This is a genomic window from Patescibacteria group bacterium (assembly GCA_018897295.1).
In the GTDB taxonomy this organism is placed as follows: domain Bacteria; phylum Patescibacteriota; class Minisyncoccia; order RBG-13-40-8-A; family RBG-13-40-8-A; genus JAHILA01.
In genome coordinates this window covers 1-22388 of sequence record JAHILA010000007.1, presented here as the reverse complement: position 1 = coordinate 22388, position 22388 = coordinate 1, and the positions used below count along the sequence as shown (strand labels likewise).

The window sequence follows — 22388 nt, the reverse complement described above, 5'->3', positions numbered from 1 at the left end:
TGGCGTTTCTCAAAACTCAGAACGTAGTTCTGACCGGTGCCCAAGGCGTTTCTCTCGTCTTTGAACAGAAGCGAGAAGATTTGCCCAAGGGCTACTGGTATGTTTCCTTTGATGAGAAGGAAGCTCTTTGGAAAGATGCCGATGGTTCCCACAGGGTGCCGCATGTGCGTCGGTACTCGGGCGGAGACTGGTACTTCGATCTCGGCACTTTCGAGAATGTCTGGTACAACGACCACTGCCTGCTCTGTTTCTGCGACTAAGGTTCTTTGAAACTTTGGGGAGCCCTTGCTTGCAAGGGCTCCATTTTTTATATATCATATACTCAGATATTAGATTTGACGTGCGGCTAAGGTTTCACGTCATCGAATTCCCGTAAAAGGAATATGCGAGTAATTCATCGGGCATGCCTTATGAATGAGTGCAACCTCTTATGAAAAAATCAAATTAGTCGGTGCAGTGCGCTAATGAGTATATTAGACTCAACATAAAATACAAAGAGTGACTGGAGTTGCTCTCAGTGATACAGAGGGCGTATTGTAATATTGCTTTAGGCAGGTAAGCCGATGGTAACCACAGGGTGCCGAATGTGAATCGGAACTCGGACGGAGACTGGAACTTCAATCTCGGCAATTTCGAGAATGTCTGGAACAACAACAACTGCCTGCTCTGCTTCTGCGACCCATTTGATTTCTTCCACTATCTATTGGTGGAAGTTTTTTCTTGCAAACTTTTTTTCCAACCGCCAAGCATTTTACCAACTTCATCTAGAAACAATATTAATGAGCCATAAATAGTATGACTGAGAATTTTTTGATGATTGGCCAGAGGTTATTTTAAAAAATTTAACATTGACATAAAAATTTCAGACGAAGTATAATTAAACTATGTTAGATGATAAAGATATCCAAAAATTAATAACTGTATTTGCTACCAGGGAAGAGGTTGCCACTAAACTTGATTTAGACGATTTGAAAAAAGAATTTTCTAAATTAATAGTTTCAACAAATTGCCGATAAATTAGGTTTGAAATTAGAATATTAAAATTTACTAAGATTCGGAAAAAATCTGTCGGTGCTTGACAGATTTTTATATTGGGTGTATAATTATGATAGAATAAAATTTGTTCTTTAAGGAGGCAATTATGAAAGGTTTACTTTTTGATCATTATAACATTGGTCATGGTGGTCCTGATGGATTCGTTCACTATGGTTATAACTGGTGCGTGGAACACGAAGGAAAGAAATACCATATCAGCCAAGAGAATTGCGAAACAAGAATTCATTACTATGTAAAACCCTGTGATGGCAGCTGCGAGAAAGGGAAGGAAGACCTTCCCTCCTACATTGAAAAGGCGTTTTTGGAAAAAGTTAAAACGCTTTAAAACCAGCGAGAATCTCAGGTCCAAGAACGTTATCAACTTATTAAGTTGCTCTGACGTTCTTTTTTTTTATTTATTCCGCTTTTTGAAACTTTTTGATGATTGGCCAGAGGTCGCCGTCTAAAATGCGGTCGATGTTGTGCCATTCTTTTTTAATGCGGTGGTCGGTGATTCGGTCCTGGGGAAAATTGTAAGTCCTAATTTTTTCCGAGCGGTCGGCTGTGCCGATTTGGGAATTTCTTTCTTTCTCGGTTTTCTGCATATCTTTCTGGGCTAAAAAAGCAAAAATCCGCGACCTTAAAAGGTTCATCGCGGTTTCTTTATTTGCGCCTTGGCTTCTTTCTCTTTGTGAAGCAACAGCAAATCCAGTTGGAATATGAGTAACTCGAACTGCTGATTCGGTTTTATTTACATATTGCCCACCCGGTCCGGATGAGCGAAAAGTATCAATTCTTAAGTCGCTCGGCTTTATTTCTAATTCTTTTTGTTCAATTGAAGGCAGTATTGCGACCGACGCAGTGGAAGTATGAATTCTTCCGCTTTTTTCTGTTTTAGGAATCCTCTGCACCCGATGCACCCCGCCTTCTTGTTTTAAGTATTCATAAGCATTCGGTCCTGATACTTGCAATACATTATCATCCAATGTCTTAGTTTTCCAGCCCTGCTTTTCAGCAAACCTGGAATACATTCTGTATAAATCGGTTGCAAATAAAGTGGCTTCATCGCCACCTGCTCCAGCCCTAATTTCAATTATTGCGCTGTTTGGATTTGCATTCATTTCTTTTTAGCCAATCTCTTTTTGAATTTTTCCACCCGCCCGGCAGAATCAAGAATTTTGTCTTGTCCAGTATAAAAAGGGTGGCAGGAACTGCAAACCTCGATATGCATTTCAGGATTAGTTGCGCCCATTTTAAAAACTTTTCCACAAGAACAGTGGATTATTGCGTCTTTATAGTATTTAGGATGGATATCCTTTTTCATGAGATAATGATATAATATAAATATACGAAAGTCAACCCCGCAGTTGCGGGGTAAATGTTGATTTATTTAAATTATTATGATAGTATGCTTTTTATATGACTGAAGACAAAAAAACAATGGTTTCAGAAGAACTGGTTAAAGAAATGTTTAAAGCCGGGGTTCATTTCGGGCACAAAAAATCCAACCGCCATCCAAAAATGGAGCAATATATTTATGGATTGAAAAACAATATCCATATTATTGATTTGGAAAAGACAATTGAAAACATGGAAATTGCTTTGGAATTTATTGAGGGGATTATTAAAAATGACGGGAAAATTCTTTTTGTCGGCATCCGGCCTCAATGCCAATCTTTAATAGAAGAAACAGCCAAAAATTGCAAAATGCCTTATGTGTCTTTGCGCTGGATTGGCGGGCTTTTGACCAATTTCAAAACCATTAGAAAGAGAATCGACTATTTCGTTGATTTGGAAAAAAAGAGAGAAGAAGGAGGATTAAAAAAGTATACCAAAAAAGAACAGAAGCATTTTGACAAAGAAATAGAGAAGCTGAAAAAGAATTTTAACGGTATCAGAGACTTAAAAGAACTACCGGAGGCAATTTTCGTTTTGGGCGTAAAAGAGCATATAACTCCGATAAGAGAGGCAAAAATAAAAAAGATACCTGTCATCGCTTTGGTTGATACGGACAGCAATCCTTCTCTGGTTGATTATGTGATTCCTTCTAATGATGAAGCAATCAGCGCGCTTCAATTTATGCTTAATCAAATTGAAAAAGTAATTATCCCCGCATAAATGACGGGGCAAGTAAATAATATATGGTAGTAGCAGAATTAGTCAGAAAATTAAGGGAAAAAACCGGCGCCTCAATGATGGATTGCAAAAAAGCACTTGAAGATGTGGGAGGCGACGAGGCAAAAGCATTGAAAATCTTGCAGGAGAAAAATAAACTCACGGCAATGAAAAAATCCGAAAGAAGCGCAGGGCAGGGAATTATTGAAGCATATGTGCACAGTAACGCCAAAGTCGGCGTATTACTGGAATTAAAATGCGAAACAGATTTTGTTGCCAGAAACAGCGAATTCAGGGAATTGGCTCATGACATTGCTATGCATATTGCCGGAATGGATTCAAAAGATGAAAAGTCGCTTTTAGAGGAGCCGTTTGTGAAAGACCCGGAAATTACTGTTAAAAGTTTGATTGAAAATAAAATAGCAAAACTAGGGGAAAACATTAAAGTAAGCAGATTTACGAGATTTGAATTATAAATATGATTCTCGTTTTCCAAATTCTTTTAGGAGTTGGTATTGCAGGGTTTCTAATTATAACTTTTAGAAAAATCCCTGTTCTTTTAAATTATCCCCGTAGTTCTTTTGAAAAAAATTCTTTATGGCAGAAAATCTACAATACATGGCAGGGGATAAAAAAGAATGCCAACCAGAGCGACCTTTTACATGAGTCAATTATGCCTCGGACAGAAAAGTTTTTAAGGAAATTCAAAGTATTTGTTTTAAAACTTGATAATTTTTTGGCAAAATTGGTTGGCCATTTAAGAAAAAAAGGGCAAGAAAGAAAGAATAAAGATGAAGAGGATAATGAAGACTTTGATTTGCCATCTTAGCTCAGCGGTAGAGCAACTGTTTTGTAAACAGTAGGTCCTCGGTTCGAATCCGAGAGATGGCTAATCTGGGAGCGTCGCATAGCGGCAATTGCAACAGACTGTAAATCTGTCGCCTCACGGCTTCGGAGGTTCGAGTCCTCCCGCTCCCACCTTCGCTCCGCTTCGCGGAGCTTCGGTGGGCAAGCCCATTTTGCCGACGTAGCTCAGCGGTAGAGCACCTCCATGGTAAGGAGTTGGTCGTGAGTTCAATTCTCACCGTCGGCTAAAGTAAAAATATTTATGAAAAAAGATTTTATAGTTAAATTGGCTTGCGAAGAATGCAAGCGCATCAATCACTACACTCGCAGGAATAAAAAAACTGTTGAGAAAAAATTGGAATTGAAAAAATTCTGCAGATGGTGCAGAAAAAATACGGCGCATAAAGAAACTAAAAAATAAAATTAAGGGTCTGTAGTTTAGTGGTAAAACGATGGTCTCCAAAACCATTGACGGGAGTTCGATTCTCTCCAGACCCGATTATTAACGATATACTTTAGCCACTATATGAAAGATTTATTTTTAAATAAGAAATTCGTAATTATATTTTTTTCTGCTATCTTTGCAGTGATATTAATTTTGAGTTTGATTACAGCAAAATGCGATGGTCAAGAAAAATTGATAAAAATCGAAAAAGGTTGGGGGTCGGATGAAATCGGGCAGAAATTAAAAGATGAGGGGCTGATAGGCAGTAAATGGGTTTTTGTTTTTTATGCTTGGATTAAAGGATACAATGTTCATTTGCAGGCAGGGGAATATTTATTGGATTCCAAAATGAGCGTTTTAAAAATTGCTAGGATGATTACCAATGGCGAAATAAGCGAGAATTATGTTAAAGTTACGATACCCGAGGGCTGGACCAATAAGAAAATTGAAGAGAGATTAATTGCCTCGGGAGTTTTAAAAGAAGAGGATAAACTGCCAAAAGAAAAAGAAGGTTATTTATTTCCAGATACGTATTATTTTGAAAGAAAATCAAGTGTTGATATAGTAGTTAAAAAAATGTCGGATAATTTCATGAAAAAGATAGGAGAAGATATTTCTAAGGATTTATTGATTGATTCCAGTATGAAATTGCCGAATGCAGTAATTATGGCGAGCATTATAGAAAGAGAAGTGGTCAGCGATGAGGATAGGGTAATTGTGTCGGGTATTTTTTGGAAAAGAATTGAAAATAATATTCCTTTGCAGTCTTGCGCTACTATTGCCTATATTCTGGGTGTAGAAAAGAAACAATATTCTTATGAGGATACGCGCGTAAAATCGTTGTATAATACTTATACTAATCTCGGCTTGCCGCCTGCGCCGATTAATAATCCAGGGCTGTCAGCAATTAAAGCAGCGCTTAATCCCAAGGAAACGGATTATTATTTCTTTCTTTCTGCCAGCGACGGCACAACCATATTTTCCAAAACCCTAGAGGAGCACAATACTAATAAAGCGAAGTATCTAGAATAAAGGTTGACAGGTAATTTTTATTATAATAAGCTATATATATCCACAGACAGCAGGTCCCGCAGTTGCGGGATAAATCCTGCCGAGGACAATGAAAAGCATTTTTGTCTGTGGTTATTAATCACAGATTTTTTATTAAATATATGCCCCGTAGTGAATTTCCGACTGTTGCGGGGCAACAAATAAATCTTAATTAGTCGGAAATCTACTACGGGGTATGTTAACTCGAAAACGAAAAGAAGAAATAGTTGAACAATTAGCTGACAAAATCAAGCGTCAGAAATCTTTAATTTTTACTGACGCTAAAGGGGTTAAGGTAAAAGACATCCAAAAAATCAGAAGGGAATTAAAAAAGCTGGAGGCAGAATACAAAGTGGCTAAAAAATCCTTAATGGAACTGGCTCTTAAAAAGGAGAAAAAGGAAATAGATTTATCCGGATTCAACGGCGCATTGGCAGTGAGTTTCGGGTATCAAGATCCACTATCATTAATTAAAGTCCTTACCAAATTAAGCAGGGAAAATGCTGATTTTAAGATTTTAGGAGGAATGGTTGAAGGCAAAGTTTTGTCTGTCATTGAAATTAAAGAATTATCAAAAATTCCTTCAAAAGAAATCTTATTGGCCAAGATTGTTGGCTGTATTAAAGGTCCAATTAGTGGTTTAGTAAATGCATTGGAAGGCAATTTAAGAAATTTACTTGGCGTTCTAAATGCTATAAAAATTAATAAATAAAAATATGACTGAGGAAAAATCCTCCTCCGTTAAAACTACGGAGGACAAGAAGGAAATAAAAGTGCCGGAAAAATTTAAGAAAATAGTTGATGAGATTGAAAAAATGTCAGTATTAGATTTGGCTGAATTAGTTAAAATTCTGGAAGAGAAATTCGGCGTTAGTTCAGTAGTAGCCGTCCCGACAGCTGTCGGGACTCCGACCGAGGTCGAAGCCAAAGAAGAAAAAACGTCTTTTAATGTCGAATTGAAAAACGCCGGCGCGCAAAAGATTCAGGTTATCAAAGCCGTAAGAGAGATAACCGGACTTGGATTAAAGGAAGCCAAAGATGTTGTTGATGCCGCACCGAAAGTAATTAAGGAAAATCTGAAAAAGGAAGATGCAGAAGAGATAAAAAAGAAACTTGAAGAGGCAGGAGCGACAGTTGAATTGAAATAATTTAAGATCTTGTATAAAAACCCCGTCCGCCAGCTGGCGGACGGGGTTTCTCTATTAAAATTAAATTTCTATCTTGCAGATTTCCAGCCCGTTCAGCAGATAGATTGATTTTTCGTCGGATGTGACCCAGAGATCCCTAAGGTTGGTCAATTCCGATATTGCGTATTGTTTTATTAATCCGTCCTTTTTATTGTAGGAGATTATGCGGTTATTTAAAGGGTCTAAAATATACAGGTTTTTCATGTTTACTGAAGTGAATATCTGCCCAGCCTGCGATAATCGAGGACTGATATCGAACTTTATTTCCTTGATTTTTTTGCCTTGGGAATATTGGACAATCATCCCGTTTTCTCTGGACACAAATACATCTCCGTCAATTGTCAAAGAGACCGCGTCTTTTAATTCGTCTGTTGGGCCTTTAACAATCCATTCAGCGCCATTTAGGATATCCTGCGTGCGGGAATATTTGAAAATATTCAATTTCTGGATATCCAGGAAAAACAAATTCCCGTCATAACTGGCCATATCCTTTATATTAAGAGTATTTTCAAGATTCGGCTTCAGAAGGCAGATATTATAATTCTCGTTTATATTATAGGTGGAAACCTTTGTTGGATTAGCAAGCAGCAGAATTTCCGTGTCGGTGGCAGTTCCAAGCTTGAAAGTATCTTTTGAGGACAGAAAAACAAGCTCGGAAGAATTATCAATCAAATCGATTTTATAAACAAATCCTGAAGTCAGTTCGTAGAGATAAAGAAGGTCTCCCAGCTTTAATATTCCCAGTGGATTAAAATTGTAGTTGTTTTTTGACAAGTCAGCGATTCTTTCTATCTCTATAATATTAATAACATTATTCAGGCTATTTTTTTGTTTATCGAATCGGCTTTGTATTAATTGTAAGTCGGGAAGGATTTTCTCCTGCGCTTTTTCAGGTAGTTTATTGAATAACAAGTTGGCGTTTTTTAATAATTCTTCCGATTGTTTTAATAATGCCCTGGCTTCTGATTGATTTTGATAAATCAGGGATAATTCGCTGCGCTCGACATTTTCCTGAGTCCTTTGGATAAAGTGATTCATTTTTCTTATTTTAATATCAGAGGATATTTTTTCAATCAGGAAAGGGGAGAGAATAATTACAAAAAACAGGAATAAAACTGCAAGGTATTTGACAAGGTGATGTTTTAAAGCAAGAGTTGTTATCTTGTTCGGGAAAGTAATTTGGTCTTTTATTATTTTATTTATTTTTTCTACACTTGAATCAAGTATTTCTTTAAAATTGAACGTAATTTCAATCGCTATTTCCTTTGTTTCAAGGATTTCTTTTTTTTTCAATTCTTTAGGGGGGTTGGTTCCTGCTTCCAGAAGCAGACAGGCCAGGGAAGAAACAGAAAGGTTATCTTTGATATAATGGTAAAGTTTATCAGTTGTCGGATGGGAAATAAGTTCTTTGGTCTTTTGTGGGGACAAAATATCCGAAATATCATAGGTGGCAGCAATAATTTTGTCTCCGCGCTCTATTCTTCCGCTGGCAAGGTTGGAAAAGGTTTTAATCGGCTCTGGTTTTTCCTGGTTTTGGAATTTTTTGCTGATATTGCTTAACGTGCCGTTTCTAGATAATTGGACAACCATATTTCCGGTTTGGGCAACGTGAATATTATTTTGATGAAAACAAAGGCAGGCAAAATGCAGATTTCCGATCCACTCATCATGCCCCTTTTTGACGAAATCAGACAAATAGATATTCGCGCCTTGCAATGCTGATTCCAGCGCTTCCAAAGACGTTCTTTGGTGATTCGAATAGAACTCTCTTTTAATCACGGACGCCAGAAGATTCAAAAGAAAGTCGGAATTTTTATATTTTTTTTTCGGAACATTGGAAATTTTACCGACTAGATAAAGATTTCCCAGCTGGGCATCCTCAATATTCATTGCTTCATAAGAAAAAACCCCGCAGACCGAATCCTTTTTGGCTTTGGGGTCTTGGAAAATTATTTCGCGGAAATACAAATTGAGATTTTCCGAATCCATACAAATAATTATAGCAGAATTTTATTGGAAAATGAATTAAATAAAAAAAGGGGGTGGTTTTCACCACCCCTTTGCCAGGGATATAATTGTCCTGGCTAGCCATTTCATAAACGCGCTTAAACAAATGCCAAAAATCATTCCTGCACCGGCGATGATTCCCATAGCTAGACCGATGTACCAGTGGCCGACATTCGGTTCAATACGCAAGATGACGCTTAGATTGAGACCCAAGCCAACACTCAGCAAAATGACTGTGCCGATATACACGGCGAAACGCAGCTTGACGCTTGAACTAAATGCTAGGCCGGGAATCCGTCTGGGAAACAGGCCGAAGATCATGCCCGCGGCCAAAATAATGATTAGGCCGATGAACAATACAGGCACTGGATCGGCGCCCAGTTTGATCATTAAAGAAATGCCCACGCCAAGGCCCAAACTGGCAAAGAACAAAAGAAAGAGCGAATCTTTTTCTTTTATATTCATCTTAATCCTCCTATGATATAATTATACGCTCATTATCAAGTTTTGTCAATAGTTTACCTTTGGTTTTATAATTGATAAGATTTAATTATGAATCTTAATCTGCTTGAAAAATCTATTATTACTACTATTACGTATTATGATGTATTGGATTATCCTTTGACCGGATTTGAGGTTTTTAAATATTTAATAAATCCTTTACATATTGTCGAGCTTTTAGGTGTTGTTTCTGACACTGAAATTGAACCAATTGGAAAAATTGAATTGATTGATGTTTTAGAAGTATTAAAAAACAGGAATTTAAGTTTTTATATTGAAGAAAAAAACGGATTTTATTTTTTAAAAGGCAATGGAGAGATTATTAAAATCCGCATTGAGCGCCAGAAAATTTCAGACGAAATGTGGAAGAAAACAAAAAAAATTGTTAAGTGGCTTCAATTTATTCCTTATATAAAAATGGTTGCAGTCAGCGGCTCTCTGGCAATGTATAATGCCAAAAAAGAAAGCGATATAGATTTACTGATAGTCGCGAAGAATAAAAGAATCTGGACAGCGAGATTTATGGCAACTTTATTTTTCCAGATTATTGGAGAGCGCAGGTATGGTAAAAAAACCGCAGGACGTTTTTGCCTTAACCATTATATTGCTGATGAATCCTTAAAAATAAATTTTCCGAGTTTATATAATGCCCAGACCTATGCTCATTTAGTTCCGATTTTGGAAGGGGAAAAGGGGATTTACAATAAATTCCAGCAGGAAAACAATTGGATGAATAATTATTTGGCTTTTTATGATTTCCAAAAACTGAAAAATCAGCAAAGCATCAAAATTAATTCCCTTTTAAGATTTATTGCCCGAGTCAATGAAATAATTTTGAATACTTTTATCGGAAATATCTTGGAAAAAATATTGAGATTTTTCCAAAAAAGGCATATTAAAAAGCATTCCTCGCAGAATCAAGGAGAAGGAAGAATAGTGGTTAATGACAACCAGCTTGAATTCCACCCCGATTCTCCAGAAGCAGGTATTATTGACAAGTATAATCAGAAAATGTTAGAATTAGGTTTTGAAATAATTGAAAAAAATTCAGGATTAAATAAAAACTAAGTGAAAAAAAATATGAATATCAAACCATTAGAAGATAGGGTTCTTATTGAGCCCGCTTCCAAGGAGGAACTGACAAAATCAGGAATTGTGCTTCCTGATACCACGGATAAAGAAAAGCCCGAACAAGGCAAAGTTATTGCTATTGGCGCAGGTAGAATAGACAATAATGGAAAACGTATCTTAATGACAGTTAAAGTCGGAGACGTTGTTTTATTTACTAAATATGGTCCGAATGAAGTAAAAATTGATGATAAAGAGTATTTAATTGCCAAAGAAGAGGACATTCTGGCAATTATAAATTAAAATTATGGCGAAACAATTTAAATTCAATGAAGATGCTCGTCAGGAGCTAAAAAAAGGCGTTGATAAATTAGCTAATACTGTGCGCTTGACCCTTGGCCCAAAAGGCAGAAATGTGGTTTTGGATAAGGGTTTTGGCACGCCAATTATTACTAATGATGGAGTGACTGTTGCCAAGGAAGTTGAACTTCCGGAGAAATTCCAGAATATGGGCGCGGAATTGATTAAGGAAGTGGCGGAAAAAACCAATAATGTAGCTGGCGACGGCACAACCACGGCAGTTGTTTTAGCTCAAGCAATAATTGAAGAGGGTTTAAAAAATGTTACTGCTGGCAGTGACCCGCTGGAAATTAAAAAAGGAATTGATAAAGCAGTAAAAGCAACCATTGAAGCATTGAATGCAATAAAAAAGCCGGTTAAGGATAAAAAAGAAATCTCCCAAGTGGCTACCATTGCTAGCGAGGATAAAGAAGTCGGGGATTTACTTGCTGATATAATAGAAGAAGTCGGTAAAGACGGCGTGGTAACGGTTGAAGAATCCCAGACATTTGGCTTGTCAAAAGAACTGGTTAAGGGAATGCAGTTTGATAACGGCTATATTTCGCATTATATGATTACTAATGCCGAAAGAATGGAGGCCGAATATCGCGACCCGTATATTTTAATTACTGACCATAAAATTTCCGCAATCAACGATATCCTGCCTCTGTTGGAAAAAATGAGCCAGGCAGGCAAGAAAACTTTAGTGATAATCGGCGAAGAAGTGGAAGGCGAAGCTTTAGCAACTTTAGTGGTAAACAAATTAAGAGGAACATTTAATGCCTTGGCAGTAAAAGCGCCGGGTTATGGCGACAGGAGAAAGGAAATGATGCAGGATATTGCGATTATGACTGGAGGAAAACTTATTTCCGAGGAAGCCGGACTGAAACTTGAAAATACTGAATTAAATATGCTGGGCCAGGCAGACAAAATAGTTTCCACAAAAGAAAAAACCACTATCGTCGGCGGAAAAGGAGAGAAATCGGAAATTGAAAACAGAATAAAACAGATTAAAACGCAGTTGGAAAATACTGAATCAGGTTTTGACAAAGAAAAACTGCAGGAAAGATTGGCGAAACTGGCCGGCGGGGTAGCAATAATTAAAGTCGGCGCAGCAACAGAAGCGGAAATGAAATACAAAAAATTTAAGATTGAAGACGCCTTGAATGCAACACGGGCTGCTATTGAAGAGGGTATTGTGCCTGGCGGCGGAGCTGCTCTGGCAAAAGCCGCATATATGCTTGATGAATTTATCAAGGATAATTTATCAGCAGAAGAAAAAATCGGCGTAAGCATAATTAAAAAAGCATTAGTCGCTCCGTTAAGGCAGATTGCCGTGAATGCCGGAATTAAAGATATCTCAATTATTGTTGACGATATTCAGAAAAAAGAACATACTAATATAGGATACGATTTTACCAAGGCGGATTCTGTTGATGTGGGAAAAGGAAGAGTTAATATGCTGGAAGCAGGAATTATTGACCCGGTTAAAGTCACTCGAAGCGCTTTGCAAAACGCAGCTTCAATGGCATCAATATTTCTGACAACCGAAGCAATAATAACCGACATTCCAGAAGAAAAAAAAGAAGGCGGAACCCCGCCAATGGAATACTAATCGAGTCAGAATCGACTAAATATTAACAATTAATTAATAATAAATTTATGTCATTATTATATATTATACTTATAGTAGTTGCTGCTATAGTTTTGTGGGTGATTGCGGTATTTAATGGTTTAATTAGATTAAAAAACCGCACTAACGAGGCATGGTCTGATATTGATGTTCAATTAAAAAGGAGATATGATTTAATTCCGAATTTAATTGAAACCGTCAAAGGTTATGCAGCTCATGAAAAACAGACATTCGAAAGCGTGACTAATGCGCGCACAAAGGCAATGGGAGCGCAGGGGATTGAGGAAAAAGGAAAAGCGGAAAATGCTTTGAGCGGAACTTTGAAAACGCTTTTTGCAGTTGCCGAGAATTATCCGCAATTAAAAGCAAATGAAAATTTCTTACAGTTGCAGAATGAATTATCTGATACGGAAAATAAAATTCAGGCAGCGAGAAGATTCTATAACGGCAATGTTAGAGATTTGAATATTAAGATTGAAACATTTCCATCAAGGATTGTTGCCGGAATGCTGGGATTCAAAAAACGGGAGTTTTTTGAAGCAGAAGCAGGAGAAAAAGAAGCCCCGCAGGTGAAGTTCTAATAATAAAAACATGAATAATTGGGAAAAAGATATTGAGTTAGCTCAATATACGACTTTTAAAATCGGTGGGAAAGCAGATTATTTTTACCGAGTTAAAAACGCCGATGATTTAATCGGATGTATAAAATTGGCAAAAGAGAAAAAATTGCCATTTTTTATTTTAGGCAGCGGTTCAAATCTTCTTGTAAATGACGATGGCTTCAGAGGATTGGTGATAAAAATGGAAAATAATTTTATTGAAAATCTTCCAGAATTTAGGATTGAGGTTGGTGCAGGAACTCCTTTGAACGGTTTACTGGCAGAAGCAATGAAAAACGATTTTACTGGCTTGGAATGGGCATTAGGTATCCCCGGAACGCTTGGTGGGGCAGTTTGCGGCAATTCAGGGGCTTTTGGCCAATCAATTTCAGGGTCAGTTGAAATCGTCAAAATCCTTGATATAGAAACCTTGGAAATTAAAGATGTCGGACCTGAATTTTGCGGATTTAATTATCGCAACAGTATTTTTAAGAATAATCACAGATTTATAATCCTTTCAGCAATTTTGAAATTCAATAAAGGGAGTAAAGAAGAAATCGACAAAAAAATTAAAGAATATATTTCACAAAGGCAGGCAAAAAATCCTACGGAGCCGTCAGCAGGCTGTGTATTTAAAAATATCCAGGTAAATGACGAGAAAATTTCTGTTGGAGGATTGATCGAAAAAAGCGGATTAAAAGGCAAAATTATCGGTGGAGCGCAGATTTCAGACAAGCACGCCAACTTTATTGTCAATATAAATAATGCTAAATACGCGGATGTTTTGGAACTGATTGATTTGGCAAAAAAAACAGTAAAATTAAAGCAGGGATTTGATTTAGAAAAGGAAATTATTATATTGAAATAAATTATGACGCTTTATACGCACATCGGTTCAAATATCAGGAAAACTTGGATTTTATTTTCCCTATTTTTTATAATTATCATCGGTTTGGGCTGGTTTTTGAGTTATTATTTTGACAGCCAGTCGATTTTATTTTTTGCAGTCGGATTCAGCGTCTTTATGTCTGTTTTAAGTTATTGGTATTCTGATAAAATCATTCTGGCGATTTCGAAAGCGAGATTAATTAAGCACGATGAAAATCCGGAACTTTATCACATTGTAGAAAATCTTTGTATTACAGCCGGGCTTCCTTTGCCGAGAATTTACATTATTGACGAGTCGGCTCTGAATGCGTTTGCCACTGGCAGAGACCCGAAAAACGCAGTAATAGCCGTGACCAACGGATTATTGCGGACGCTGGACCGTACTGAACTGGAGGGGGTAATCAGCCATGAATTGAGCCATATTGGCAACCGCGATATCTTGCTTCAAACAGTAGTGGTTGTTTTGGTCGGCACAATTTCTATGATGGCTGATATATTTATAAGAGGCAGGTTCTTTAAAGGAAGAAAGAGCAATAATGAAGGCGGGGGACAGATTAATGTGATATTAATGATTATTGGAGTTGTTTTTTTGATTCTATCCCCGCTAATCGCGAAATTAATCCAATTGGCTATTTCCAGAAAAAGAGAATTCTTGGCAGATGCGTCTGGCGCGCTTCTGACCCGTTATCCAGAAGGATTGATAAATGCTTTAGAGAAAATTTCTCAGAGTCCGGTTCCATTAAAGGTTGCCAACAAAGCGACTGCCCATCTTTATATTACTAATCCATTTAAAGGTCCAACTAAGTTATTTTCGACTCATCCGCCAGTCGAGGAAAGAATAAAGCGCCTGCGCGGAATGGGTTTATAAATTTATGGGAATATTAAGTACATTATTAGGCGTTGATGATACGCGAAAGATAAGCAAAAAGGAATTTCAAGAAAAGTTAAATGAAATTCCTGAACTTACAGGCAAAGAGAAGGAATATTTGAAAGCTTTTTTTGAGAATGAATTGGAAAATGGATTGACTCTTGGAGAAGTAAAACAAGGGATTCACAAATTGAAACATAACTATAATGACAGCATAACCGAGCACGAGGTTGAAGAATTAAGAAAGAAATTGATTGAAGAATTGGAACAGAAATAGAACAAGGAAGGGTGCCAGAGTGGTCCAATGGAACGGCTTGGAAAGCCGTGCCTCGAAAGAGGCTCGTGAGTTCAAATCTCACCCCTTCCGCCAATGAAAAAATATTTATTTTTTTGTATCACAATCCTGTTTCTGGTTTTTGTGTTTTTTGTTTTAATTTTTAATATTAAAAAATACAATCAGGAAAACGAAAATTTATTGTCAGCTCTTACAACCGAAATATTAAAACCCGATAAATTTATTTTGGATGTTCCCTATATTAACGAAGCGCCGGATGGAAATTTTTCAGGCAATTGGAAAAACGGATGCGAAGAAGCAAGTATAGCAATGGTGGAAAAATATTATCTAGGAAAAAAATCAGTAAGCATTGAAGAGGCAAAAAGTTTTATGCAGAATTTATTTGATATTCAAGACAGATTATATGGCAGCAATGCCAGTACTGATGCAGCGCGAACCGCCAAAATCATAAATAATTACACTTCATTTAACGCAGTTGTGAAAGATAATCCGACAATAGAGGATATCAGGAGGCAAATTCGTATAAACCGGCCAGTTATTTCTTTGCATTATGGATTTGATTTGCAAAATCCAAATATCCCATTTTCAAGAATTGGCTCGTATTATCATATGTTGGTAGTTGTGGGTTATAATGATGAAACGCAGGAATTTATTGTTAATGATGACGGGGATATGAAAAACGGCAAAAATCATCGCTACAATTATGATTTATTTATGAATTCTTTGCACGATTACAATCCCTCTTTAAATAAAACTAATGGCCCCGCACGAGTGATCTTTACTCGATTTTCTCATTGACATTTGTTTAACTGTCTGTTAAATTATAATTTGCTCTTAAATTTTGAAAAAATAAGGAGGAAAAATGGGAATTTCAAGATTAACAGCTTGGGAGATTGCTGGAAATCATGATGACATTGTTGTTGATGCTGGTGGTCCGGACAAAAAAACAGGAAAGTTCGTCGGATGGATAACCCGTGGCCCAGGTCATAATTTTAAGCCACTGCTTAATACTCAACCCATTTATGACACGCTTGAACAAGCCAAGCAAGCGATGAAAGACCTGGTTGTGAAGATTAACGAGTTTGTTGATAATGAACGCGTTAATTCTAAAAAGTCATCAAAATGATTTTTTAAAAACCAGCTCATGTTTTTGGGTGTTGATAAGTGGGGACGTTTGTTCCCACTTTATTTTTCTTTTTAAAAAATATTTTTGACAAAAAGATTGCAAGGTGGTAGAATTTTATTCTAATGTTCTTTCAAAAAAGAATATTAAATATAAATAAGGAGGTTGGTAAGATGAAAATACTAATCCGCGAAAGAATTTCGTGTTGGTACGAACTATCTTTTCGTAAGGAGAAGCCGGCGATAATCTTGAGAATTCACAGAGATTTTATCGCTAATACCGAACCGATCAGACAAATCGCTCCAATAGTAAAAGGTTTTATGAAACATTTTGGATTCAAAAGATTCAACGGTTCCTTGGCTGGAAATTTTGGTTTTGACGACAGCTTCGTTTTTAACGGAATCAAAGGAGATTTTGCAGAATTTGCCGTGAATATTCCTGAAGTTAGAAAACACACCAGCAAAAAATGTGAATACTGCAATGGCTCGGGCAGAGATCGGCTTCTTAGAGATGAGTGTTTTCGATGTGATGGTACAGGCAAAGAATGGTTTTATGATTGGAAGTCGGTATATGCGATTTCCGCTAGTTTTACCACCATCTTTCACAGGATGCATTTCCCCGATAAAGAGACATCATCTTTTTCCCCCCAGTTGATGATAGTTTCTACTGTGACTCAAAACGATATGCACGGAGGTTCATTGGGTGGACAGTACAGTATTGAACTGTGCGATTGGATGAGGTCTTTGTATCTTCGGAATAATGACAGATATGAAATTACTGAGATGGTGGAAGCGATGAAAGTTGCTCATAGAAAAATGTCTGGTCCTTTCAGATTCGGACAAGAACATTATATCCGGGCAAGAATAGAGAATAGCAATAGCTGGCTTAATATTGACTGTCCTGGGGATGCCTGTGGTTTACATCCCGGGGACGGCTTTGGTCCCCAAGAAGGACAAGGATATGAATTTGCTTGTCACAACGTGGACAATCCAATACAACAAATTACTTTACTTGTTGGACTTGCGGCTTTACATGATAAGGCGAGGAGGGAGATGAAAACATGAGGTTTTAAGGCCGGCGACACGGAAATCGCCGGCCGTTTCTTTACAATTTATAAAATATCAATTAAAATATTAGCATGAGCCCAATCGACGAAATAAAAAACCGGTTGGATATTGTTGAAGTTGTCGAGGGATATATTAAACTTAAAAAGGCCGGCAAGGACTATAAAGCGCTTTGCCCCTTCCATAAGGAAAAAACTCCCTCTTTTTTTGTATCTCCATCCAAACAAATCTGGCATTGTTTTTCCTGCAATTTCGGGGGCGACATCTTCGGTTTTGTGCAAAAAATAGAGGGGATTGAGTTTCCGGAAGCATTAAGGATTCTGGCAAAAAAATCCGGAGTGGTTTTGAAAAAAGAAGACCCGCAAATCCGCAGCCAGAGGAATATCTTATATGAAATCTGCGAGGAAACAGCTGATTTTTTTCAAAAGGAATTTGGGAAAAATAAAGCAGTGCAGGATTATTTAAAAAATAGGGGATTAAAACCCGAAACAATTAAGGAATTTAAAATCGGCTATGTGTCGGATAACTGGGATGCGGTTTTTAACCATTTAGTTGAAATTGGGTATAAAGCTGGCGATATTGAAAAAGCTGGGCTGATTTTAAAAAAAGAAAAAGGTAGCGGATATTACGATCGATTTCGCAACAGAATAATGTTTCCTTTGGCGGATTTGAACGGGCAGATTGTGGGATTTACGGGCAGGGTTTTTGGCAATGAAAGCGATAAGGTCGGGAAATATGTAAATACTCCGGAAACTCTGATTTATAATAAAAGCCGGTTGATTTACGGATTAGACAAAGCAAAAATAGAAATTAGGAAAAAAGACCAATGTATTGCGGTTGAAGGACAGATGGATTTAATAATGGCGCATCAAACAGGATACAAAAATACAATCGCTGTTTCCGGAACCGCGCTGACAGTGGACCATCTTCAAACTCTGAAGCGCTACACCGAAAATATGGTTTTTTCTTTTGATGCTGATACTGGGGGCGAAAGCGCGACAAAAAGAGCTATTACCTTGGCACAGCAATTTGAATTTAATCTTAAAGTGGCAATCTGGAATCCCGAGACCGATGGGAAAGACCCGGCAGAAATTATTAAAAAAGATCCGAAAAAATGGAAGCAGGTTTTGGAAAATTCAAAACCGATAATGGAATTTTATTTTGAAAATACTCTTGGCAAGTACTCGAAAAACTTGAGCGTTGACCACAAAAGAGAAATTGCCAAAGAACTATTACTCCCGATTAAAAATATCGTTAATGTGGTTGAACAAGCGCACTGGCTTCAGGTTTTGGCTTCGAAATTAAAAATTGAGGAAAAAACCCTGGTTGAAGCATTGCGCAGGATAAAATCAAGAGAGGAAGGCAAGGAATTACCGTCAGAACATTTTGCCGAAAGGTCGCGCATAAAAGAAAAAGAAGAAATCCTGCTCGGTCTGGCGTTGAAATATCCGAAACATCTGGAATATTTGAATAAGAATTTTTATGAATCGCTTTTGAACACCGAAGAGCTCAAAAAATTTGTCAAGAATATAAGGATGGATAATATAAAATCAGAGGAAGATAAATTCTTGGCGAATTACTTGATTTTTAAAGTAGAACATCTTAACATAGAAGAAAAAGAAGTGTTAAAAGAAATGGATTTCTGTATCAAGACATTGAAAGAAATCTTCCTGAAAGAAGAATTGGTAAAAACCAGTCTAGAAATGAAAGAAGCAGAGGATGCAAAAAAGCGTGACGAGGTTGATAAATTAAAAGAGAAGTCCTGTAAAATAATCGAAGAATTAGACGAATTAAATGTAGATTATGAAAAAACATAAAATAAAAACCCGCGCAAAAAAGAGATTAATTACTCCGGAAGTAATCCAAAAAATGATTACTAGAAGCAAAAATAAAGGTTTTATTACTGAACAGGAAATAATCAAAGCAATTCCTTATTTGGAAAGAGATATTGAAGGCATTGAAGAATTATACGACAGCCTGAAAAATGCCCATATACAGATTTTAGAGAAAAAAGATTATATTGATTTTGTCCCAAAAACTTTAGCCGAAACCGAAATTTTGGTAGAAGCAGAAAAGGGAACCAATAAACCAAAGAAAAAATTAAAGAAACTTCTTGATGATTTGGATAATATTGATTCTGTGCAGATGTATTTGAAGGAAATTGGAAAAACAGATTTGATTTCAGGCGACGAAGAAGTAGAATTAGCTAAAAGAATCCTGAAAGGCGACGAGGATGCAAGGGAAAAGCTTACAAAAGCCAATTTGCGCTTGGTGGTAAATATCGCCAAAAGATATGTTGGTAGAAGCCCGCATTTAACTTTACTGGATTTAATTCAGGAGGGGAACATTGGTTTATTCAGGGCAGTTGAGAAGTTTGATTACAAAAGAGGATATAAATTTTCCACCTACGCAACTTGGTGGATAAGACAGGCAGTTACCCGCGCCCTGGCTGACCAGTCAAGGACAGTGAGAATCCCGGTGCATATGGTTGAAACAATCAGTAAATTCAACCAAATTAAAAGAAGATTAATACAAGATTTGGGCCGCGAACCCATGCCCGAAGAAATTGCAACTGAAATGGGAGTGGAAATTGAAAAAGTGCGACACATTATAAAAATTTCCCAAGAAACAATTTCCTTGGAAGCGCCTGTGGGAGAAGATGAAGAAGACAGCACGCTTGCTGATTTTGTTGTTGATGAAAAAACTGTCATGCCTCATCAGATTGCAGCCCAAAGATTATTAAGGGATTGGCTACAGGAAATCTTGGTTGATTTATCTCAGCGCGAACAGGAGATTTTGGGAATGAGATTCGGTTTAAAAGATGGAATAACCCATACATTGGAAGAAGTGGGTAAAAAATTCAGGGTTACTCGCGAAAGAATCCGCCAAATCGAAGCAAAATCCCTGCAAAAAATCCGCGAACATCAAAAATTGAAAAAATTGGAAGAATACTAATGTTTAAAGTCATTAAAAAATCAAAAATCTCAAAAGCCAGAATCGGCAGATTAAAAGTGAAACACGGCGAAATAGATACGCCGTTTTTCATGTCTATTGCAACCAAGGGAGCTGTTAAAAATTTAACCACGGAAGAATTAAAACAAATTAATGTGCCGATAATTTTATCCAATACTTATCATCTTATGGCCAGGCCAGGATTAAAGACAATCAAAAAATTCAATGGAGTCCATAAATTGATTAAATGGAATGGCCCAATACTGACTGATTCTGGCGGATACCAGATTTTTTCTTTGACAAAATTACTGAAATTGGACAATAGGGGAGTGGAATTTTCATCAACAGAGTCCGGAGGAAAAATATTTCTTACTCCAGAAAAAGCCCTAGAATTCCAGAAAGAAATCGGTTCTGATATTTGTATGGTTTTGGATGAATGCCCGGAATATACTAAAAACAAAAAAAGAGTGGAAAAAGCAGTAAAACGCACAACTGACTGGGCTAAAAGAAGCAGGGATTTAATGAAAAAATGGAAACCTGCCTGCCGGCAGGCAGGGGGAAACAGACCATTGGTTTTCGGGATTGTGCAGGGCGGTATTTTTAATGATTTGCGCAAAAAGAGTTTGGATGATTTATTGAAATTAAGCTTTGATGGCATTGCCATTGGCGGAGTTTCTGTGGGCGAGCCGTTTTCAGAAGCGCATAAGATTTTGAAATTCCTTGCCAATAAACTTCCGGAAAACAAACCGCATTATTTAATGGGTATTGGCTATCCAGAGCAGGTTATCCAGTCAGTAAAACAAGGGATTGATATGTTTGATTGCGTGATTCCCACCCGCCATGCGCGGCACGGGGAATTGTTTGTTTTTAAAGGCAAGGATTTAAAATACGAGAAAATCCAAATTGGAAAAAGTAAATACGCAACAGATTTTTCCTTACTGGATAAGAATTGTTCTAAAGCGTATCTGCATCATTTATACAAATCAGGCGAATCTTTGTATCAGCGCCTTGCTACAATCCACAATCTGAAATTTTATATGGATTTAATGCAAAAAATCCGGGAAGGAATTAAAAAGGGGAGGATATAAAAAAATCGGGCCAAAATCCGTGTCCAAGTCGACGCGGGCGACACATTATAGATAGGTGTATTTAATTGACAAAGCAGTAATTCTGAATTAAAATTATCATATATGGTAAATTTTTGTCCAAAGTGCGGTCAAAAAAGCAACCTGGAAGATAAATTTTGTAAAAATTGCGGAGCAAGTTTAGTTAGAACTGCTGAAACTCCGCCAGCCCTCGTTCAATCCCCACCAACGCCCCCAAAAAAGTCTAGGCCGCCAGTTGTCAAAGTAATTAAAGCAATTATTCAAATAGTGATTCTTGTTTTATTTTTATACTGGGTATGGTACTCGTATAATTGCGCTGTTGGCAATTACCCTAATACAGGAGACCAATCATGCAAATCTATTTATCAGTTTTTTCACACTCAAAGCGACGGCGGAGGGAATGGTGGTGGCGGAGGAGGCCAGACTAAAAGCATAGGATGTCAACATTGTTCAGTGGGTTTCTGTTGGACAGAATCACACTGTTGCCCCAATTCTGCACAATACTACTGCAATGGCTTTTGTTATCGTTCAAGCAATGAGGCCTACAACGCAGGTTGTCATCAGAGCAGTTGGACACGGTATTGCTGTCAGTAATGATAATTTTAATTTTAAAAGCCGCCCCCCGGGCGGTTTTTATTTTTCCGATTTATTCAGCGCTTTTGCAACGGATTCCGTTGAAACATCTATCAGAACCGCAGTCACAAAATTTAACCTCGTGGCTGTAGCCAGGAGAACAACCACAGGCGCCGATAAGGCAAGTATTCGGGAAATCTCCCGTAGTTTTGCAACAAAGAGACGTTATAATAGTTCCTCTCGACAAAGAACACACCTGTTCTTTGTTTACGGACAAATAAATCCAGCATCCTGCGACGATAACGGCCAATACTATAATGATAAAAAATATTTTGCGCATATTGTTTTCATTTTTTAATTTATTTCTGCTTAACATTTTGATAATTTCAGCTTAATCGGGAGATTTACTTCGTCCCATTTGGCTCCGTATTCTGAACGAAATCCGAACTTTTTTCAAAGAAAATCCAGAACAAGAATGAGGTGCGTTTCCGCTTGCCTCCGCTCCGCTACGGCAAACCAAAACAGAAAAATTTTCTCTACATTTTTTAATTTTTTCGCGCGCAATTTTTTCTTTTAAAAGGAAAAGAAAATTTTTCTGTTTTGGTTTTCTCTTAATCAGAGAAAAGCGGAAACGCTCTATTCTTAATCGCAAAAGGGCAAAAATTCCTTCCCCCAGACCCCCTTCCTTTTTGCC

General features: G+C 37.3%; 28 protein-coding genes, 5 tRNA genes and 1 other annotated feature. Of the genes, 28 read left to right on the top strand and 5 right to left on the bottom strand.

Going from position 1 to position 22388, the window contains the following annotated elements; translation table 11 throughout:
* Together KKI21_01065 and KKI21_01060 are read left to right on the top strand one after the other, a co-directional pair.
* Window positions 1–260, top strand: a 260-nt coding sequence (locus tag KKI21_01065) for a hypothetical protein (protein MBU4284801.1), incomplete at its 5' end; no start/stop codon positions are given.
* Window positions 261–1141: 881 nt separating this feature from the next.
* Complete coding sequence (locus KKI21_01060; GenBank protein MBU4284800.1) at window positions 1142–1381, top strand: hypothetical protein; 240 nt, start codon at window positions 1142–1144, stop codon at window positions 1379–1381.
* 70 nt (window positions 1382–1451) lie between these two features.
* Here the strand turns inward: KKI21_01060 and KKI21_01055 are convergent, their stop codons facing one another.
* Window positions 1452–2156, bottom strand: coding sequence for a PCRF domain-containing protein (locus KKI21_01055; protein MBU4284799.1), 705 nt, complete (start codon window positions 2154–2156; stop codon window positions 1452–1454).
* Complete coding sequence (gene rpmE / locus KKI21_01050; GenBank protein ID MBU4284798.1) at window positions 2153–2359, bottom strand: 50S ribosomal protein L31; 207 nt, start codon at window positions 2357–2359, stop codon at window positions 2153–2155. Before rpmE ends, KKI21_01055 begins: the two co-directional genes overlap by 4 nt.
* 95 nt (window positions 2360–2454) lie before the next feature.
* On the opposite strand from rpmE, the gene rpsB reads away from it, so the two are divergent.
* From rpsB to rplL, 11 genes are all read left to right on the top strand, one after another.
* Window positions 2455–3153: a 30S ribosomal protein S2 gene (rpsB, locus tag KKI21_01045; GenBank protein ID MBU4284797.1), complete on the top strand. Its 699-nt coding sequence runs from the start codon at window positions 2455–2457 to the stop codon at window positions 3151–3153.
* Between the two features lie 23 nt (window positions 3154–3176).
* Window positions 3177–3626: a translation elongation factor Ts gene (gene tsf, locus KKI21_01040; GenBank protein MBU4284796.1), complete on the top strand. Its 450-nt coding sequence runs from the start codon at window positions 3177–3179 to the stop codon at window positions 3624–3626.
* Between the two features lie 2 nt (window positions 3627–3628).
* Window positions 3629–3979 (top strand): hypothetical protein, encoded by a 351-nt coding sequence (locus KKI21_01035; GenBank protein ID MBU4284795.1) that lies wholly within the window; start codon window positions 3629–3631, stop codon window positions 3977–3979.
* A tRNA-Thr gene (locus KKI21_01030) sits at window positions 3970–4041 on the top strand. Before KKI21_01035 ends, KKI21_01030 begins: the two co-directional genes overlap by 10 nt.
* Window positions 4042–4046: 5 nt before the next feature.
* Window positions 4047–4128, top strand: a tRNA-Tyr gene (locus tag KKI21_01025).
* A 43-nt stretch (window positions 4129–4171) separates the two neighbouring features.
* Window positions 4172–4243: transfer RNA gene (locus tag KKI21_01020), tRNA-Thr, on the top strand.
* A 15-nt stretch (window positions 4244–4258) separates the two neighbouring features.
* Window positions 4259–4417, top strand: coding sequence for a 50S ribosomal protein L33 (gene rpmG, locus KKI21_01015; GenBank protein MBU4284794.1), 159 nt, complete (start codon window positions 4259–4261; stop codon window positions 4415–4417).
* A 6-nt stretch (window positions 4418–4423) separates the two neighbouring features.
* A tRNA-Trp gene (locus KKI21_01010) sits at window positions 4424–4494 on the top strand.
* 28 nt (window positions 4495–4522) lie between these two features.
* A complete protein-coding gene (gene mltG / locus KKI21_01005; GenBank protein MBU4284793.1) occupies window positions 4523–5473 on the top strand; it encodes an endolytic transglycosylase MltG in 951 nt (316 codons plus the stop codon).
* 22 nt (window positions 5474–5495) lie between these two features.
* Window positions 5496–5613: a sequence feature (ribosomal protein L10 leader region), on the top strand.
* Between the two features lie 74 nt (window positions 5614–5687).
* The gene (gene rplJ, locus KKI21_01000) at window positions 5688–6203 is read left to right on the top strand and encodes a 50S ribosomal protein L10 (protein ID MBU4284792.1); all 516 of its coding nucleotides are present in this window, start codon (window positions 5688–5690) and stop codon (window positions 6201–6203) included.
* Between the two features lie 4 nt (window positions 6204–6207).
* A complete protein-coding gene (gene rplL / locus KKI21_00995; GenBank protein ID MBU4284791.1) occupies window positions 6208–6639 on the top strand; it encodes a 50S ribosomal protein L7/L12 in 432 nt (143 codons plus the stop codon).
* Between the two features lie 60 nt (window positions 6640–6699).
* On the opposite strand, the gene KKI21_00990 is transcribed toward rplL, so the two are convergent.
* Together KKI21_00990 and KKI21_00985 are read right to left on the bottom strand one after the other, a co-directional pair.
* Window positions 6700–8667: a hypothetical protein gene (locus KKI21_00990; GenBank protein ID MBU4284790.1), complete on the bottom strand. Its 1968-nt coding sequence runs from the start codon at window positions 8665–8667 to the stop codon at window positions 6700–6702.
* Between the two features lie 60 nt (window positions 8668–8727).
* Window positions 8728–9150, bottom strand: a complete 423-nt coding sequence (locus KKI21_00985) for a hypothetical protein (protein ID MBU4284789.1) — start codon at window positions 9148–9150, stop codon at window positions 8728–8730.
* Between the two features lie 87 nt (window positions 9151–9237).
* Between KKI21_00985 and KKI21_00980 the strand changes: the two genes are divergently transcribed.
* From KKI21_00980 to KKI21_00910, 15 genes are all read left to right on the top strand, one after another.
* Window positions 9238–10254 (top strand): nucleotidyltransferase domain-containing protein, encoded by a 1017-nt coding sequence (locus KKI21_00980; protein MBU4284788.1) that lies wholly within the window; start codon window positions 9238–9240, stop codon window positions 10252–10254.
* A gap of 12 nt (window positions 10255–10266) precedes the next feature.
* Window positions 10267–10557 (top strand): co-chaperone GroES, encoded by a 291-nt coding sequence (locus KKI21_00975; protein MBU4284787.1) that lies wholly within the window; start codon window positions 10267–10269, stop codon window positions 10555–10557.
* 4 nt (window positions 10558–10561) lie between these two features.
* Entirely contained in the window at window positions 10562–12208 is a 1647-nt protein-coding gene (groL, locus tag KKI21_00970; protein ID MBU4284786.1) for a chaperonin GroEL, read from the top strand.
* Between the two features lie 47 nt (window positions 12209–12255).
* Complete coding sequence (locus KKI21_00965; protein ID MBU4284785.1) at window positions 12256–12807, top strand: LemA family protein; 552 nt, start codon at window positions 12256–12258, stop codon at window positions 12805–12807.
* 10 nt (window positions 12808–12817) lie between these two features.
* Window positions 12818–13693 (top strand): UDP-N-acetylmuramate dehydrogenase, encoded by an 876-nt coding sequence (gene murB / locus KKI21_00960; protein MBU4284784.1) that lies wholly within the window; start codon window positions 12818–12820, stop codon window positions 13691–13693.
* Between the two features lie 3 nt (window positions 13694–13696).
* Window positions 13697–14581 (top strand): M48 family metallopeptidase, encoded by an 885-nt coding sequence (locus KKI21_00955; protein MBU4284783.1) that lies wholly within the window; start codon window positions 13697–13699, stop codon window positions 14579–14581.
* A 4-nt stretch (window positions 14582–14585) separates the two neighbouring features.
* Window positions 14586–14858 carry a hypothetical protein gene (locus KKI21_00950; GenBank protein MBU4284782.1) on the top strand — a complete coding sequence of 91 codons (273 nt, stop codon included), beginning with the start codon at window positions 14586–14588 and terminating at the stop codon, window positions 14856–14858.
* 5 nt (window positions 14859–14863) lie between these two features.
* A tRNA-Ser gene (locus tag KKI21_00945) sits at window positions 14864–14951 on the top strand.
* Complete coding sequence (locus KKI21_00940) at window positions 14952–15674, top strand: C39 family peptidase (GenBank protein MBU4284781.1); 723 nt, start codon at window positions 14952–14954, stop codon at window positions 15672–15674. It abuts the tRNA gene before it with no gap.
* A 64-nt stretch (window positions 15675–15738) separates the two neighbouring features.
* A complete protein-coding gene (locus KKI21_00935) occupies window positions 15739–16002 on the top strand; it encodes a hypothetical protein (GenBank protein ID MBU4284780.1) in 264 nt (87 codons plus the stop codon).
* A gap of 122 nt (window positions 16003–16124) precedes the next feature.
* Window positions 16125–17063 (top strand): hypothetical protein, encoded by a 939-nt coding sequence (locus KKI21_00930; protein ID MBU4284779.1) that lies wholly within the window; start codon window positions 16125–16127, stop codon window positions 17061–17063.
* A gap of 74 nt (window positions 17064–17137) precedes the next feature.
* Window positions 17138–18880: a DNA primase gene (dnaG, locus tag KKI21_00925; GenBank protein ID MBU4284778.1), complete on the top strand. Its 1743-nt coding sequence runs from the start codon at window positions 17138–17140 to the stop codon at window positions 18878–18880.
* Complete coding sequence (locus KKI21_00920) at window positions 18867–20018, top strand: sigma-70 family RNA polymerase sigma factor (GenBank protein ID MBU4284777.1); 1152 nt, start codon at window positions 18867–18869, stop codon at window positions 20016–20018. The genes dnaG and KKI21_00920 overlap by 14 nt, the downstream gene beginning before the upstream one ends.
* Entirely contained in the window at window positions 20018–21103 is a 1086-nt protein-coding gene (gene tgt, locus KKI21_00915) for a tRNA guanosine(34) transglycosylase Tgt (protein ID MBU4284776.1), read from the top strand. The genes KKI21_00920 and tgt overlap by 1 nt, the downstream gene beginning before the upstream one ends.
* A 529-nt stretch (window positions 21104–21632) precedes the next feature.
* Window positions 21633–22052, top strand: coding sequence for a hypothetical protein (locus KKI21_00910; GenBank protein MBU4284775.1), 420 nt, complete (start codon window positions 21633–21635; stop codon window positions 22050–22052).
* A 33-nt stretch (window positions 22053–22085) separates the two neighbouring features.
* Here KKI21_00910 and KKI21_00905 read toward each other — a convergent pair.
* Window positions 22086–22388 (bottom strand): hypothetical protein (locus KKI21_00905; GenBank protein MBU4284774.1); only part of this gene is annotated, 303 nt, incomplete at its 5' end.

What these genes read in the sequence shown, in the direction of transcription:
- tsf (MBU4284796.1), top strand. Translation starts at nt 3,177, where the DNA reads ATGGTAGTAGCAGAATTAGTCAGAAAATTAAGGGAAAAAACCGGCGCC.
- KKI21_01055 (MBU4284799.1), bottom strand. Translation starts at nt 2,156, where the DNA reads ATGAATGCAAATCCAAACAGCGCAATAATTGAAATTAGGGCTGGAGCA.
- KKI21_01035 (MBU4284795.1), top strand. Translation starts at nt 3,629, where the DNA reads ATGATTCTCGTTTTCCAAATTCTTTTAGGAGTTGGTATTGCAGGGTTT.
- KKI21_00935 (MBU4284780.1), top strand. Translation starts at nt 15,739, where the DNA reads ATGGGAATTTCAAGATTAACAGCTTGGGAGATTGCTGGAAATCATGAT.
- KKI21_00930 (MBU4284779.1), top strand. Translation starts at nt 16,125, where the DNA reads ATGTTCTTTCAAAAAAGAATATTAAATATAAATAAGGAGGTTGGTAAG.
- murB (MBU4284784.1), top strand. Translation starts at nt 12,818, where the DNA reads ATGAATAATTGGGAAAAAGATATTGAGTTAGCTCAATATACGACTTTT.
- KKI21_00940 (MBU4284781.1), top strand. Translation starts at nt 14,952, where the DNA reads ATGAAAAAATATTTATTTTTTTGTATCACAATCCTGTTTCTGGTTTTT.
- KKI21_00965 (MBU4284785.1), top strand. Translation starts at nt 12,256, where the DNA reads ATGTCATTATTATATATTATACTTATAGTAGTTGCTGCTATAGTTTTG.
- rpsB (MBU4284797.1), top strand. Translation starts at nt 2,455, where the DNA reads ATGACTGAAGACAAAAAAACAATGGTTTCAGAAGAACTGGTTAAAGAA.
- KKI21_00950 (MBU4284782.1), top strand. Translation starts at nt 14,586, where the DNA reads ATGGGAATATTAAGTACATTATTAGGCGTTGATGATACGCGAAAGATA.
- KKI21_00985 (MBU4284789.1), bottom strand. Translation starts at nt 9,150, where the DNA reads ATGAATATAAAAGAAAAAGATTCGCTCTTTCTTTTGTTCTTTGCCAGT.
- groL (MBU4284786.1), top strand. Translation starts at nt 10,562, where the DNA reads ATGGCGAAACAATTTAAATTCAATGAAGATGCTCGTCAGGAGCTAAAA.
- KKI21_00955 (MBU4284783.1), top strand. Translation starts at nt 13,697, where the DNA reads ATGACGCTTTATACGCACATCGGTTCAAATATCAGGAAAACTTGGATT.
- rplL (MBU4284791.1), top strand. Translation starts at nt 6,208, where the DNA reads ATGACTGAGGAAAAATCCTCCTCCGTTAAAACTACGGAGGACAAGAAG.
- mltG (MBU4284793.1), top strand. Translation starts at nt 4,523, where the DNA reads ATGAAAGATTTATTTTTAAATAAGAAATTCGTAATTATATTTTTTTCT.
- KKI21_00980 (MBU4284788.1), top strand. Translation starts at nt 9,238, where the DNA reads ATGAATCTTAATCTGCTTGAAAAATCTATTATTACTACTATTACGTAT.
- KKI21_00920 (MBU4284777.1), top strand. Translation starts at nt 18,867, where the DNA reads ATGAAAAAACATAAAATAAAAACCCGCGCAAAAAAGAGATTAATTACT.
- tgt (MBU4284776.1), top strand. Translation starts at nt 20,018, where the DNA reads ATGTTTAAAGTCATTAAAAAATCAAAAATCTCAAAAGCCAGAATCGGC.
- rpmE (MBU4284798.1), bottom strand. Translation starts at nt 2,359, where the DNA reads ATGAAAAAGGATATCCATCCTAAATACTATAAAGACGCAATAATCCAC.
- rpmG (MBU4284794.1), top strand. Translation starts at nt 4,259, where the DNA reads ATGAAAAAAGATTTTATAGTTAAATTGGCTTGCGAAGAATGCAAGCGC.
- KKI21_00910 (MBU4284775.1), top strand. Translation starts at nt 21,633, where the DNA reads ATGGCTTTTGTTATCGTTCAAGCAATGAGGCCTACAACGCAGGTTGTC.
- KKI21_01060 (MBU4284800.1), top strand. Translation starts at nt 1,142, where the DNA reads ATGAAAGGTTTACTTTTTGATCATTATAACATTGGTCATGGTGGTCCT.
- KKI21_00975 (MBU4284787.1), top strand. Translation starts at nt 10,267, where the DNA reads ATGAATATCAAACCATTAGAAGATAGGGTTCTTATTGAGCCCGCTTCC.
- KKI21_00990 (MBU4284790.1), bottom strand. Translation starts at nt 8,667, where the DNA reads ATGGATTCGGAAAATCTCAATTTGTATTTCCGCGAAATAATTTTCCAA.
- rplJ (MBU4284792.1), top strand. Translation starts at nt 5,688, where the DNA reads ATGTTAACTCGAAAACGAAAAGAAGAAATAGTTGAACAATTAGCTGAC.
- dnaG (MBU4284778.1), top strand. Translation starts at nt 17,138, where the DNA reads ATGAGCCCAATCGACGAAATAAAAAACCGGTTGGATATTGTTGAAGTT.